Genomic DNA, 12688 nt, shown 5'->3' with positions numbered 1-12688 from the left:
TCAGCCGCTACTCGCCCAGGGCCACGCGGACGGCCTCCATGTCCCGGGCCACGGAGAGGGAGTCGAGGTTACGGGACAGGCCGGTGGGGTCCGCGTCCTGGCACTTGCGGTCCGCCGCCCCGAGGGCCGCCGCCTGGGCGCGGTACTCCTCGCGGTCGCGGGGTTCGACCAGTTGCGGCCCGATCTCCAGGCACACCGCCGGCAGCCTCTCCCGCAGGCGGGTATTGCGCGGGTTGTAGCCGACGAGGTCGAAGCGCCTGCGCAGCTCAGTGAGGCCGGGCGCCGAATCCTTAAGGTCCTCCACCCCCTCGGCTCCCGGCCCTCCCGGCACCTGCAGCACGCTGCCGATCCGGTTCGCCGGGTCGGTGGCGGGGAGCCGGGCCAGCTCCAGCGTGAGTTTCCGGCCGCGCGGCTTCTTCCAGTCCACCGGCACGGTGACGGCGGCGCACCGCATCCCCTCCGGCAGGTTCTCCCCCGTGCACGCCTTCCACTCCAGGCCGGAGGCCGATCCCGCCGGGGACGGTGACGCCTCTGCGGTCCCCGCCGACGGGGTCGTCCCGGCCGGCGGGGAGGTCCACGCCGTACCCCCCGCCAACGGAGCCGCCCCCTCCGGTGGGGAGGCCCACGCGGTCCCCGCCGCGGGCAGGGCCGCCCCCGGTGGGACGAACAATGCCGACGCCGCGACCAGTCCGGTGAACAATGATCCGATCTTCCCGAGCATCCACACTCCTCCGTCTGCACGGCGACCGCTTCGCCGTAGGTGCCGGCCGCTCCAGAAGCGCCGACCCCTCCACCGTCGTGGCCCTGCCCGCCGGACGCCACGGGACCATCCATCATGAAATATCGGGATATCCCCCCAGGCTTGCCGGATGTCGGGCGGGCTCGTGGTACGGCAGGCTGAAGGAATGAGCCGCCCCGCTTCGGCCTTCCGCCTCCGAATCCGTTCCCGCCCGTGACCCCGCCCGTGAGTCCTGACGCGTCTCCGGCACCGTCCGTCCCGGGAGCGAGGCCGGCGCCCCCGGACCGGACTCCGGTCCGGGCATCCTCGCCGCGCCGCTCCCGGGACGGGCCTGGCGCGAGCTGGTCTACGTGCTGGCCGGGTGCCGCCGGCCGTCGCGGGCATGGGCCACCTCCTGCTCATGCTGCTGAGCGCGTCGTGGTCGACGGCACTCGTCGGCCTGCCGATGCTGGCCGCCGGAGTCAGGGGAGCCCGATGCCTGGGGGCGGTGCACCTCGGCCTGGCCCGCCTGCTGCTGGGCGTCCGGACACCGGCTCCCGCCCCCTTCGGGCCGCGTCCGGGGTTCGTCGGCTGGTGCGCGTCCGCACTCGGCGACGAGGTGGGATGGCGGGCGGCCGCGTATTTGCTGGTCAAACCCCTGACCGTGCTGCCGGCTCTGGGGGCCGCCGCCGGATTCTGGGGTGGCGGCCTGTTCCTGTCCTCCTTCCCCATCCGGTGGGCGTTGGGACTTCTCCGCAACGGGGATGTCCACGCCGGCGCCTGGCCGCACGTTCTGCTGCTGGGTGCGGCGGGCCTGGCGCTGCTCGCCCTCGCCCCCTGGGCGTTGCGGGCCGCGCTGCTTCCCGAGCGGCTGCTGGCGCGCGTCCTGCTAGGTTCTGTCCGGCGGATCATGTGACCGTCTTGCCTTGGGGTCATTATTCCGGTCGTGGGGCGGGGCGATCTGACACATGACGAGTGGGCGCGACTTGCGCCGCATCTGCCGAAGTCCGGGCGCAGGGGTGGTCGTTGGAGTGACCACCGCAAGGTGGTCAACGGGATTCTGTTCCGGATCCGCACGGGCATCCCGTGGCGGGATCTGCCGGAGCGGTTCGGGAGATGGAAGACCGTCTATGAGCGCCACCGTCGGTGGTCCGCGGACGGCACCTGGGACAGGATCCTCCGGGCGGTCCAAGCCGATGCCGATGCCCAGGGGCGGGTGGACTGGGGCATGGTGAGCGTCGACTCCACCTCGTGCCGGGCCCACCAGCATGCGGCCGGGGCGCCGCGCAAAGCACCGCGGCTCCCGAAGAGGAGATCGACACCTCGGCAGCACCGCTCCGACGAAGGACTCGGACGCTCCCGGGGTGGTCTGACCTGCAAGATCCACGTTGCCGGGGAGGGCGGTTGTCGGCCGCCGGCCCTGCTGGTCACGCCTGGCCAGTGGGGCGACAGCCCGCAGCTGATCCCGGTCGCTTGAACGCATCCGGGTCAAGCGACCGGGCGGTGGCCATCCGCGCACGCGCCCCGATCACCTGGGTGGCGATAAGGCTTACAGCTCCCGCCGCAACCGTCGCTACCTGCGCAGACGGCAGATTAAGCACACCATCCCCGAGCCGAGGGATCAGCGGGCCAACCGCCGACGCCGGGGCAGCCGAGGCGGACGGCCCGTCGGTTTCGACAAGGAGTTGTACAAGCGCCGGAACGAAGCCGAGCGTACGATCAACCGGCTCAAACATTCGAGGGCCGTGGCCACGCGGTATGATAAACGTGCGTACGTCTTCCATGGCGCCGTCACCGTGGCCTCGATCCGCCTCTGGCTCAAGCCGTGATCAGCCCGCTTCTAGAGCGGCTGCCCGCCGCGTCAGGTCTGCTGCGATGTCGTCCCAGTCCGGTCCGTGCAACCACAGGTTCTCGGCGGCCTCTCGCATCAGCGCCGGCTCGTCCGGTCGCTGCAAAAGCACCAGCCGATAGGACAAGTTGCGGACCCAGACCGGCAGTTGGCCGTCGACCGCGTGCGGGCAGAGCTCACGCAGCATGGCCAGGAGCGAATCCGCGTCAGCAAAGGTCAGCTCCTCGAGGAAGTAGTGCTCCTGATGGTCGAGGTCGCACTCTGGCGTAGGTCGGTACTCGTCTCCGTAGAGACACCGGGCGTGCTCCGTCAGAGTGCTGTGCATGTTCTGGAGCGTACGACGCCTTGATCCGCCGGACAGAACCTAGGCCGGAGACGGATTTCTCGAAGTGGGCCAGTGCCGTTCGAATCAACCTTCAGACCTACATCAAGGACCACGTACCCGACATGGTCAGCAAACGGGCACCCTTTGAGGATATCGCCAAGAAGCTGACAAGCCTGGCGTACGCCGTGACCTACAACGGCAAGAGCGAGAGCACGGCTCGGGAGGAGCTCGTCGCGTGGCTGGGGGGAAACGACACGGGTGGCTGGGGAACCTTCATGACCCACGTGACCCGGATGGAGACGCTGAAAGCTCAGGAGAAGGAGAGTAAGGAGAAGATCTCGCTTGCCTCCACAGCGCGGCAGGAGGCGCAGCATCTGATCAAGAAATACAGCACGGGTTCGGGCGACAAGGTCGGCACGGTGATCGCCGTCGTCGCCCACGCCGGGACGGGCAAGACCTGGCCGGGGACCAGCGGAGAGTATTCCCTCAGCAAGAAGCACCCCATCATGGCGAAGGTCCTGGCCGGTGTGACGCAGGTAGAGGAGTGGCCGGTCACCGCGTGCGGAGAGGTCGCCGCGATGAACGCATACCTCAACAGCACCGGCATCACCGATGTGTCCAAGATCCCCAGGGACACCCTCTACTTCCATGCTCAGACCTGGAACGCCATGGCCGGCAAGTGGCAGGCCCGCTCCGGGTGCGGGAACTGCCGCCAGTGGGTGACGAAGATCGGCGCGGCCTGGATCTGAAACCCGCCCTCGCCGCCTGTTTCGCCCGCCGTTCTATTGTGCACAGTGACGGCCGGCCTTGCCCGGGATGGCGAGCCAAGGGCCGGGGCGCCGATCCCCAGGTCGTCAAGGTGCTGGGCATGGAGGTGTTCCGATCCGACGTACCGGCCACGGCCGGGCTGGACCGCAGTGCCTCCGGTGGAGTGGTGGAACAGACGGCGCCACGCCATCTGGGTGGGGAAACTCGTACACCATTTCCGGGGACGCGACCGGGGGGAGTTCAATGTGTGCTCAAGTCGTGCGGCACAGCGGGTCGGATCGCCCTGTGTACCCACCAAGCGCAGGCGTAAAGGGTGAGCGCGCAGGCCAGCGCGGCGCCACCGCCCTTCGCCGAGTCCGAGAGGATTCCCTCCACTACCTGTTGGACAGTTGCCTGGTCGGCTGCGGCAGGTCCGCCCCGGTAGTCCTCCAGGGTCTGCATGTTGACCACGGCGCCGGTGAGGGCGGCAACGGTCAGCGCTGTTATGACGCTCCAGCGTGCCGCTGCCGGAAGCCCGGCACGGACGGTGGTGTCGGCGGGGACTCGGCTCAGGCGGCGCCACAAGTGCACCGCGATGGCGACCAGCCCTCCGACCGTGCTGATGTGCTGGACCACCCGCGCTACCGTGAGATCCCCCGTGACGTAGGACCGCAGGACGCTCAGGTGAGTGACCACGTAGCCGTCGGCGTGCGTGAAGGAGTCCCATACCAGGTGGGACAGGATGCCGATCACGACGGACAGCAGCACCCAGCCTGTCCGGCGCAGGCCATCACCGCCGCGCTCGGCTGGCCTGGCCGGGGAGAGCCGGGCGGGCAGCAGGTCGGCGGCCGGGCGGCGCACCAGCCAGTACAGCATCAGGAGAGCCAGCGCATACGGCACCCCCATGGCGATGCCGGACAGGCTGTGGGAGACGGTGGCGTTGAGGAACGGCTCGTACCAGGACTGGGCACTCACGGGTATGCGCGCGCCGGCAAGGAAGTACGGCGCGTCCGGAGCCATGGCTCCGCAGACCAGGGCGGCAGGGGAGAACGGGTGGCGCAACAGCGGCAAGACGGCCGCGGGGTGGGACAGCGTGAACGGCATCGAGGTTCTCCTCCGTGCCGGCGCGGTCCTGCGGGGGCGAGCGCCGGGTGCGGTCGGACATAGGACGGCACACACAGCCCTATGAGCCGAATAGTTAGATAACTCCCCCAAGGATATATGCCGGTTACCTGACTATTCGGAGGGGTGGTCAGCAAATACGAAGCCGCCCCCCGAGTTGAGGAGGGCTGCTGGTGAAGGGCTTTAGCGCCGGCTGGGCCGGCCGCGAAGGCGAAGTGCGTGCACGCCGGCGGCCAGCGCACCGGCCAGCGGCACAACCGCGGCGATCCCCAGGACGGGAAGCGGTTGACCCCAGGCTCCTGTGTAGGCGTAGGCAAGGAACGGCGGGCAGGCTGCGGTCATCACGGCCGTCTCGGTCAGCCCCGGTGACCTTGACCGCCAAGCCAGCGTGAGGCCGGTGGCCGCGAGTACAAGCAGGGGCCACATGCCGTAGTCGGTGCTGATCGGCAGTACGTCCGCGTAGAGAGCGGTCACCGGCAGCCACGCCGCGGCAGCCATCACGCCGGCTGCGGCACACACCCTGGGCCCCGGCATCAGATCGGGCGGACAGGCCAACACGACCAAGGCGGTGAGCAGTGCCATGGCTGGGGTGACGATCGGGTCGCCGAACGCGGGCCCGCTGACGACAGCCGCGACGGCCGACCCCACGAGTCCGACGGCGACCGCGACCACACTTCCCCGCCACCGCCCCGTCAGCGCCGTGACCGCCCCGACGACGACCAGCGCCGAAGCGAGCAGCAGCGCGCTCCACGCGTCGGCGAAGAAACGCACCGGGGCCGGTGAGGCGACCACGCCGGCATACCAGCGGCTCAGATGCACACCGCAACCCGCCGCCGCCGCGGCCACCGCGAACGGCGCCGCGCTTGCCAGTAATCGTCCTGCGGCTGTCGCGGAACTCACGCCCAGCCTCATCCGCACCGCGTGACCGGCGATGTCCGCGGCCTCCCGGAACCTGCCCGCAGGGGAGGCTTCCGTCACGGTCTGCTGATAGACGGCAAGGATTTCCTCACCGCACTCCAGACGATACCGCCGCGGATACAGGCGCAGAACCAGCCCGATCACGCCTGCGTCACCGCCACCCCGGAGGCCCCCAGTCGCCGGCGGGCTTCACGGGCGGTGGCCGCCATCCGCTCCGCCGCGACCGCCAGCCTCTCCCGCCCCAACGGCGCCAAAGCGTAGACCTTGCGGGCCCGGCCGTCGACGACCTCCTCACGGTGCACCTCGATCAGCCCTTCCTTCTGCAGCCGATCGAGGGCACCGTAGAGGGTGCCGGTACGCAAGATCACCCGGCTACCGGAGAGTGATTTCACCTCCTGGGCGATGGCGTAACCATGCCGCGGCTCGTCCGCCAGGGCTGTCAGCACCAGAAGAGTCGGCTCCTGCAATACACGCTCGCTCATCCACTCAACATATGTCGCCCAGCGACCTATCGACAATGCTGGGGCGCCGCGGTGTCCGGTGTCGACTGCTGTCCTGGCGGGTCCGGCGCGCTGCGTGGGCCGGGCACCGCCGCCGCCGTGACGGCCAGGTCGAGCCGGTTGTTCATGTCGAGCTCGAACGGCGGTGCTGCGAACCGGCTCCCACAGGTTGGCCGATCCCAGGTCGTCGACCGTGCACCGGATGCGGAGTGCGGCCGTATCCGACTGGGCCGGGACTTCTGCGTTCAAGAGGCCCGCGCTCACATCGCCCGGCTGCAGCATGCCCAGCGGCAACGCCCCCACTGCTTGGAGCACCTGCCCGTAGACGCGACGTACGGGACGAGGCCCGAAGGAGGGTGCCGGTCATCCCGCCGGTGCGCACAGGGCGTCCAGCAGTTCCGCCGACGGAACCCTCAGGCTGATGCAGCCCTCGTCAGACGACCGGCCATCCTGATCGGTCGTCCAGCACTGCCAGGGCGTCGACCTCCACGAGTAGTCTCGGCGGAAGCCGCATATAGACGGTGGTGCGGGTGGGAAAGGGCTCACCGACGGCCGCCGCGTAAGCCTCGTTCATCTCGGCCAGGTGGGCGGGATCGGTGAGGTACACGCGGAGCATCACGACGTCCTCCAAGCCTGCGCCGACCCGGGAGGTGCTGGGACGCTGGCTTGCGGTCAAGGGGTTGCCTGACGACGCGGCCAGGCTGCTGGTCGAGCTCAACGCCCGGATCGAGGACCGCGACTTCAAAATCGGCCCGTCCTATCTCATGCGTCTGTCGATTTACCAGGATCCGAAGGGGTTCGAGCGGGTGTGGCGGACGCAGATCCTGCCGCTGCTGGAGGAGCACCACTACGGCGACGGGATCGACGTCTCCCAGCGGTACGGCCTGGCCGCGCTACGGCTGCGGATCACTTCGTGATCCACCTGGTGGAGGGGGCTCCACCGGTCGAGTACGAGCTGACCGCCGAGCAGGCGGTGGCGCTGTCGGCGGCGAAGGCCGTACGGGTGAGTCCGGGACCGAGGGCCGGTCTGTGGAAGGTCCGCGACAACGGGTACGTGGGCGCGGCGGTCATCGGCGGGGTCGAGGTGCGGATCACCCCGAAGGTCCCGGTGGATCGGGTGTTCTTCCTGCTCGGATACGCCCGCCGGCCGCGCGGCTGGCGGCAGGAGGAGGTGCACGCGGGGGAGCACCCCGAGCTGCTTCCGGCACTCGCGCACGCCTACGCGCTGGCCGCCGACCGGGCGCTCCGGCGGGGAGTGTTACAGGGGTATCGGGAGATGGAGGAGGCGCTGCCGGTCGTCCGGGGCCGGATCAGGGAGGCCGACCAGCTCCGCCGCCGGTACGGGCTGCCACTTCCCGTCGAGGTCCGCTACGACGACTACACGGTCGACATCGCGGAGAACCGGCTGCTGCTGGCCGCGTCGATCCGGTTGCTGCGGCTGCCCGACCTGGTCCACTACGCCATCGACTCCACCGGCAGGGAGGTCCCGGCCGCGGTGCTGGACAGCAAGTACAAAGTCTCCGCCGACGGGGCCGACCTCTACCAGATGCTGGCGTACTGCACGGCACTCGGCCTCGGCCGCGGCCACCTGGTGTACGCCACGGGGGAACCGTACCGACACGCGGTACGCGGCACGGGAATCGAGATCACCCAACACGCCATCGACCTGACCCTGCCCCCTAGCGAACTACTTGGTTCCGTGGAGCGTCTTGCCGAATCCATCGTCGGTCTTGGCATCCCTGACCCGACTCATCAGCCTGTCATTCCCGGCCGCTGAACGCCGGCCGGTATGCGTTCGTCTGGATCGACGCGCTGACGCAGAAGGTGCGTGAGGGTGGCCGGACGGTGAGCTTGCACGCCCTGGTGAAGGGGGCTTCTGCTCAAGGCGGCGGGGACAGACCGGCTGGTAGGCGGGACCACGCTAGCTGAGCGTCGTGCAATTGGGCAGGGTGGCAAGGGGCGACCACGGTCACTCATGACCGGCTCCGCGCGCAGGTCAGCGGCTCTGACTGGCCGTGATCATGCGGTTTCCAAGCTGACAGTGCGGGTTCGATTCCCGTCACCCGCTCCACTGTGATGTCTCAACACATCGGAAACCCTCGAACCTACGGGCTCGAGGGTTTCCGCTTGTTCTGGGGTTGGTAGTCGCGGCTGGGATCGATGTTCAGCTCGCACTCGCAGAGGAGTCCTCCGGTGGTGGCGTTGACAACCCGGACCTGGAGGTCGGCGAGCAGGACGACGTCGGTTCGGGTGTGGGTTCGTCCGATGCCGATGTGGTGGAGCCGTCCGTTGAGCGCCTATATGGGGGACGCGTCCAGAAGCCGGTACGACAGGTCGAGGTCGATCAACGGCCGGGCCCGGGCACGCCGTGTCGTCATAGACGATCCCCGGGGGTTCCTGGAGCCGCATCACGCCATCAAGCCCGATAACCCGGTGCGCGCCGGATAAGGTGCTGCTGCCAGACCTGGTTTTCCTCGAAGTGGTTGTCGTAGAGGTCCTGGGCTTCGAGGATGCTCTCCAAGGCGGCCTCGCCCTTGGCGACGCGCTGCAGTTGGCGGAAGTACTCGAAGCGCTCTATTCCGGGCGTGACGACGATCAGCAGATCGGCCTCGGTTCCGGGGGCGGCGGCGAAGGCGTGGACGGCGCGGGGCGGGACCACGACCAGGTCTCCCTGCTCCGCCGTGAGGACGCGTTCTCCGGTGAGGATCTCGGCCGTCCCCTGCAGGACGTAGAAGAGCTCGCTGGCCCTGGTGTGATGGTGCGGCGACGCTCCCGCGGCTCCCTGCCCGAGGGTGATCCGCTGAGCGCTGAGAGCTCCCCCAACCTGACTGCTGTCGGCATACAGTCGCCCGGTCACCTGGGCGGTCGTGAGAATCTCGGTCTCCGCCTCTCGTACCACCACGACGTCATGGGAGGAAACAGGTAGTGACATATGACAGCGCCCCTTTCGTCGTCGCCAGAGTGCCCCTCTGTGGCGACGTTGCCAACACCTTCGGAGTGAGCCGGATGGTCGCCTGACGCCGCCCCCTCGCACAGCTGTTGCCGTGCAGTCGCACTACCTCCCGCGGGGTGAGCGAGGGATCGTGGTGCAGGATCCGATCCTCCATCACGCGGATGCGAGGATCGGGGTCGAGACCGAAGGCCTCGGCCATCTGCCTGCGTCCTTCGGCGATGAGGGACAGCGCGTCCGCCTGCCGGCCCGCCTGGTAGAGCGCGTGCGCGGTGAGCGCACGCAGCCGCTCCCGGTACGGGAAGGCCGCCAGCAGCCGTCCCAGTTCGGGGACCAGCACAGGGCCGAGCCCCTGAGCCAGATCGGCCTCCGCCGCCTCCTCGATGAGGCCCCTGTGCAACTCGGCCAGGTAGTGCGCCTCGTCACGGATCCATGGCCCGTCGGGAAAATCCTTTAGCGGCGCCCCGCGCCACTCGGCGAGTGCCTTGCGCAGATAGGCCGACGCCTGCGCGCTGTGGCCCGCGGCGAAGAGCTTGCGGCCCTCCTGTGCCAGGATGCGCACCCGTCCGATGTCCAGGGACTCCTGCCGGACGGTCAGGCGGTAGCCCCTGGAGCGCCTGGTGAGGATCTCGTAGTTGCCGCGTCGCTCCGTACCCGGCTCGAGGATCCGGCGCAGCTTGGACACGTACGCATGCAGGCTGTTCACGGCGACGCGACTGTTCGCGGTCTCCGGCCAGATCACGTCGATGAGCTGCTCGATGTCGATGGTCTTATCTGCCCTGAGCATCAGCGCGCCGAGCACCATGCGCTGCTTTCTGGGGCCGAGATCAAGCGACGTGCCGTCAGCCGCCAGCACCGCCGTCTCACCGAGTAGCCGGAAGTCCATGATCTCCTCCATGAATGACGGAAGGCCCCTGGCCGGGGCCTCCCTCGGCCGGCCTGAATGAGAGCGGTTACTGTGCGGGACGGCCGATGAAGCTGGTCCGGTTCCGCTCAGCGATCTCGGTGATGAGCGGAGCCAGTTCCTCCATCGCGCGCCCGGGGGGAACGTTCGCGTCGAGGTCGGCGAAGAGCTTTCCGGTGCCGTCGGTCAGGCTGAAAGCCAGGAACTTCGCGGCCTTGCTGCGCACCTCGATGGTGTGCACGGCACCAGTGGGTACCGTGATCGACTCGCCGGGGCCCATCTCGTACCGCTTGGAGCCCACCTGAACTGACATTCTGCCGTGCAGCATGTAGTACGACTCAGGCCAGGGGTGCCGGTGCGGCGGGACGAAGCTACCTCGCTCGCCGTCGATCTCGAACAACTCGTACTCGCCATTGGTGTGCTCCGCGCCGACCTTCACCGTCGCGGTGCTGTCGACCGTGAACAGCTCCCTGCCCTCGCCGGCAAGGCTGTGGTGAATCTGCTGGGACATCGAATCTCCTTCTGTGACACTGGGGTCGCAGTCCCCGGTGCTACCGGCATTGCGCTCTCACGTTAAGAACCAGGTGCGGCTGCGCTCCATCCCACGCGAAGGGGGATCTCGCCCGGCCGGCACCCCCAGGAATCTGGGATGGTGGCCGGCGGAGGACTCTTCGATACTGGGACCATGGTGAACCAGGCACGGGCCCGCGAGGCCAGGCGCGCCCTATCCGCCGTCGCGGCGGCCGGCTTGGGCCCGGCCGACGTCCAGCAGGAGGCGATCGACGTGGTCGGCCAGGTCGTGCCGTACGACGCCACCTGCTGGGCGGCTGTGGACCCGCAGACCATGCTGCCCACCGGTTCGGTGACGGTCGACCTCAACCCCTCAAAACAGCAGGAGGCACTGTTCGCCGAGATCGAGTACGGTCCTTCTGACTGCAACAGCTTCGCCGACCTCGCGCGGAGGCAGGTCCCCATCGGCCGGCTCTCCGACCAGCCGTTCGGCGAGGTCGTGCGCAGTCGGCGCGTCAACGAGCTCTACAAGTCCATCGGGGTGGCCTTCGACCTACGCGCGTCCTTCGTCAGCGACGGTGCCTGCTGGGGGATCGCCGGCCTGATGCGCGGCCCTGGCGGACCCGACTTCTCCACGGCCGAGGCAGACTTCCTGGCCTCGGTCGCTCCGCTGATCGGCATAGCGCTGCGGACGGCGAACAGGAGCAGGATGCCCGGCACCAGTGCGTGCTCCGGCGGCCCGGTCGTGATCGTGCTCGATGCTGGCGGCGAGTTCAAGGGCGCCACGCCCGCCGCCCTCGAATGGCTGGAGGCCTGGGAGGCGACACGCCCCGGCTGGCTCAACGTTGCACTGCAGGCGGTGGCCGCCGCGCTGTCCGGTTCCCCTACCGGCGCGGCCTACGCCCGCATGCGTGACATCTCGGGGACCTGGGTCGCGCTCCGCGCCGCGCAGTTGATGCCCCTGGACTCGTCGGCCGAGCGGGTGCTCATCACCGTCGAACCGGTGCCCGTCGACGAGGTGATCGGCATTATGCTGACCTCCTACGCCCTCACCGCGCGGGAGCGAGAGGTGTGCGAGGAGGTCCTCACGGGCCGTTCCACCGCCGAGATCGCCGATCGGTTGCATCTGTCGGCCTACACCATTCAGGACTACCTCAAATCGATCTTCGCGAAGGTCGGCGTGCGCAGCCGCAACCAGCTCGTCGGTCGTCTCCGCGGTTCCTAATCCAGGGACAGGAAGCTAGCGATGGAGCGTCGATCGCGTTTGACGACGTCTTCGGTCATCTCTTTCGATCAGAGGGTCGGGTCGGGGTAAGTGAGGCTCGATCAAGGACCATTCCTCGTCAGTGAGGTCTCCACGCGCCATGGCGATGGCTTACCAGCATCAGAGCTCAAGGCGCAGACGAATCCTTCTGATCTCAACTCCGTACAGGCCCTAGTAGTGCTTTGTTAGGTCAGCCTGTTGTGGCTGGTCGGGTTGGTCGTGTGGTGGTTCGATGCGGGCGTGACCCCCGAACAGCTCGCTCATATCCGTCGGCGGTTGGAGACGTTCGCCGCTGAGGTGTTCACTCCCTTGGCCCGCTCGGATCAGCGGGCCAAGGGGATCACCTACCTGCGGGGACTGCTCTTGGACGGTCGCCGTAAGTCGATGCAGCCGATGGCCGAGCGCCTGGGGGTGGATCACCAAGGGTTGCAGCAGTTCGTCACCTCTTCCACCTGGGACTTCGCCGCGGTACGCCAGTGCCTGGCCGCTCGCGCGGTCCAGGCGGTCGCTCCGCGGGCGTGGGTGATCGACGACACCGGGTTCGTCAAGGACGGTAAGGGGTCACCGGGGGTGGCCCGGCAGTACTCCGGCACGCTGGGCAAGGTCGGTAACTGCCAGATCGGCGTCAGCGTGCACGCCATCACCGATGTGTCCTCCTGCCCGCTGAACTGGCGGCTGTTTCTGCCCGCCTCCTGGGATCAGAACCAAGCCGCCGATCCGCAGGTGGCCGAGCAGATCGGCGCGCGCCGTGCCCGGTGCGCCATCCCCGCCACCGAACGGCATCGCCCCAAATGGCAGATGGCCCTGGAGATGCTCGATGAGCTTGCTGTCTGGGGGCTGACGGCGCCGGTGGTGGTCGCCGATGCCGCCTACGGCGACAA

General features: G+C 68.6%; 16 protein-coding genes. 7 read left to right on the top strand and 9 right to left on the bottom strand.

Annotation, left to right across the window (positions count from 1 at the left end):
• Positions 1–7: 7 nt before the first annotated feature.
• Entirely contained in the window at positions 8–721 is a 714-nt protein-coding gene (locus tag ABT130_RS05995) for a hypothetical protein (protein ID WP_350953247.1), read from the bottom strand.
• Positions 722–1100: 379 nt separating this feature from the next.
• On the opposite strand from ABT130_RS05995, the gene ABT130_RS05990 reads away from it, so the two are divergent.
• Together ABT130_RS05990 and ABT130_RS05985 are read left to right on the top strand one after the other, a co-directional pair.
• Positions 1101–1634 (top strand): sensor domain-containing protein, encoded by a 534-nt coding sequence (locus ABT130_RS05990; RefSeq protein WP_350953245.1) that lies wholly within the window; start codon positions 1101–1103, stop codon positions 1632–1634.
• 30 nt (positions 1635–1664) lie between these two features.
• Positions 1665–2547, top strand: a protein-coding gene (locus tag ABT130_RS05985) for an IS5 family transposase (protein ID WP_350953243.1) whose coding sequence is annotated in 2 segments (ribosomal slippage) — positions 1665–2189 and positions 2191–2547 — 882 coding nt in all. Because the reading frame shifts where the segments join, the coding sequence is not laid out codon by codon here.
• Here ABT130_RS05985 and ABT130_RS05980 read toward each other — a convergent pair.
• On the bottom strand, positions 2548–2892 hold the full coding sequence (locus ABT130_RS05980; RefSeq protein WP_350953241.1) for a hypothetical protein: 345 nt from the start codon (positions 2890–2892) through the stop codon (positions 2548–2550).
• A gap of 122 nt (positions 2893–3014) precedes the next feature.
• Between ABT130_RS05980 and ABT130_RS05975 the strand changes: the two genes are divergently transcribed.
• Positions 3015–3641, top strand: coding sequence for a hypothetical protein (locus tag ABT130_RS05975; RefSeq protein WP_350953239.1), 627 nt, complete (start codon positions 3015–3017; stop codon positions 3639–3641).
• A gap of 259 nt (positions 3642–3900) precedes the next feature.
• On the opposite strand, the gene ABT130_RS05970 is transcribed toward ABT130_RS05975, so the two are convergent.
• From ABT130_RS05970 to ABT130_RS05955, 4 genes are all read right to left on the bottom strand, one after another.
• Positions 3901–4743 (bottom strand): DUF4184 family protein, encoded by an 843-nt coding sequence (locus ABT130_RS05970; protein WP_350953237.1) that lies wholly within the window; start codon positions 4741–4743, stop codon positions 3901–3903.
• A 201-nt stretch (positions 4744–4944) separates the two neighbouring features.
• Positions 4945–5823 (bottom strand): hypothetical protein, encoded by an 879-nt coding sequence (locus ABT130_RS05965; protein WP_350953235.1) that lies wholly within the window; start codon positions 5821–5823, stop codon positions 4945–4947.
• Complete coding sequence (locus tag ABT130_RS05960) at positions 5820–6161, bottom strand: PadR family transcriptional regulator (protein WP_350953233.1); 342 nt, start codon at positions 6159–6161, stop codon at positions 5820–5822. The genes ABT130_RS05965 and ABT130_RS05960 overlap by 4 nt, the downstream gene beginning before the upstream one ends.
• Positions 6162–6612: 451 nt before the next feature.
• The gene (locus ABT130_RS05955; RefSeq protein ID WP_502992086.1) at positions 6613–6855 is read right to left on the bottom strand and encodes a RidA family protein; all 243 of its coding nucleotides are present in this window, start codon (positions 6853–6855) and stop codon (positions 6613–6615) included.
• Between ABT130_RS05955 and ABT130_RS05950 the strand changes: the two genes are divergently transcribed.
• On the top strand, positions 6830–7096 hold the full coding sequence (locus ABT130_RS05950) for a hypothetical protein (protein WP_350953232.1): 267 nt from the start codon (positions 6830–6832) through the stop codon (positions 7094–7096). The genes ABT130_RS05955 and ABT130_RS05950 overlap by 26 nt on opposite strands.
• A complete protein-coding gene (locus ABT130_RS05945) occupies positions 6988–7956 on the top strand; it encodes a 5-methylcytosine restriction system specificity protein McrC (protein ID WP_502992085.1) in 969 nt (322 codons plus the stop codon). The genes ABT130_RS05950 and ABT130_RS05945 overlap by 109 nt, the downstream gene beginning before the upstream one ends.
• 639 nt (positions 7957–8595) lie before the next feature.
• On the opposite strand, the gene ABT130_RS05935 is transcribed toward ABT130_RS05945, so the two are convergent.
• The 3 genes from ABT130_RS05935 to ABT130_RS05925 all read right to left on the bottom strand — a co-directional run bounded on the left by ABT130_RS05935 (position 8596) and on the right by ABT130_RS05925 (position 10544).
• Positions 8596–9111 (bottom strand): cupin domain-containing protein, encoded by a 516-nt coding sequence (locus ABT130_RS05935; RefSeq protein WP_350953228.1) that lies wholly within the window; start codon positions 9109–9111, stop codon positions 8596–8598.
• A complete protein-coding gene (locus ABT130_RS05930) occupies positions 9086–10015 on the bottom strand; it encodes an AfsR/SARP family transcriptional regulator (protein WP_350953226.1) in 930 nt (309 codons plus the stop codon). Before ABT130_RS05930 ends, ABT130_RS05935 begins: the two co-directional genes overlap by 26 nt.
• Before the next feature lie 67 nt (positions 10016–10082).
• Entirely contained in the window at positions 10083–10544 is a 462-nt protein-coding gene (locus ABT130_RS05925) for a cupin domain-containing protein (protein ID WP_061253105.1), read from the bottom strand.
• Between the two features lie 174 nt (positions 10545–10718).
• Between ABT130_RS05925 and ABT130_RS05920 the strand changes: the two genes are divergently transcribed.
• Positions 10719–11768 (top strand): helix-turn-helix transcriptional regulator, encoded by a 1050-nt coding sequence (locus ABT130_RS05920; protein ID WP_350953224.1) that lies wholly within the window; start codon positions 10719–10721, stop codon positions 11766–11768.
• Positions 11769–12047: 279 nt separating this feature from the next.
• Positions 12048–12688: IS701 family transposase (locus tag ABT130_RS05915; protein WP_350953222.1), on the top strand; the 641-nt coding region annotated here is incomplete at its 3' end.

Source organism: Streptosporangium sp. NPDC001681, from assembly GCF_040298085.1.
In the GTDB taxonomy this organism is placed as follows: domain Bacteria; phylum Actinomycetota; class Actinomycetes; order Streptosporangiales; family Streptosporangiaceae; genus Streptosporangium.
Note: the sequence above shows the minus strand (reverse complement) of the source record. Positions and strands in the feature narration are given on the sequence as shown.

Coding starts and splice junctions, on each gene's coding strand:
- ABT130_RS05995 (WP_350953247.1), bottom strand. CDS start 721: ATGCTCGGGAAGATCGGATCATTGTTCACCGGACTGGTCGCGGCGTCG.
- ABT130_RS05960 (WP_350953233.1), bottom strand. CDS start 6,161: ATGAGCGAGCGTGTATTGCAGGAGCCGACTCTTCTGGTGCTGACAGCC.
- ABT130_RS05980 (WP_350953241.1), bottom strand. CDS start 2,892: ATGCACAGCACTCTGACGGAGCACGCCCGGTGTCTCTACGGAGACGAG.
- ABT130_RS05975 (WP_350953239.1), top strand. CDS start 3,015: ATGGTCAGCAAACGGGCACCCTTTGAGGATATCGCCAAGAAGCTGACA.
- ABT130_RS05920 (WP_350953224.1), top strand. CDS start 10,719: ATGGTGAACCAGGCACGGGCCCGCGAGGCCAGGCGCGCCCTATCCGCC.
- ABT130_RS05935 (WP_350953228.1), bottom strand. CDS start 9,111: ATGTCACTACCTGTTTCCTCCCATGACGTCGTGGTGGTACGAGAGGCG.
- ABT130_RS05930 (WP_350953226.1), bottom strand. CDS start 10,015: ATGGACTTCCGGCTACTCGGTGAGACGGCGGTGCTGGCGGCTGACGGC.
- ABT130_RS05970 (WP_350953237.1), bottom strand. CDS start 4,743: ATGCCGTTCACGCTGTCCCACCCCGCGGCCGTCTTGCCGCTGTTGCGC.
- ABT130_RS05925 (WP_061253105.1), bottom strand. CDS start 10,544: ATGTCCCAGCAGATTCACCACAGCCTTGCCGGCGAGGGCAGGGAGCTG.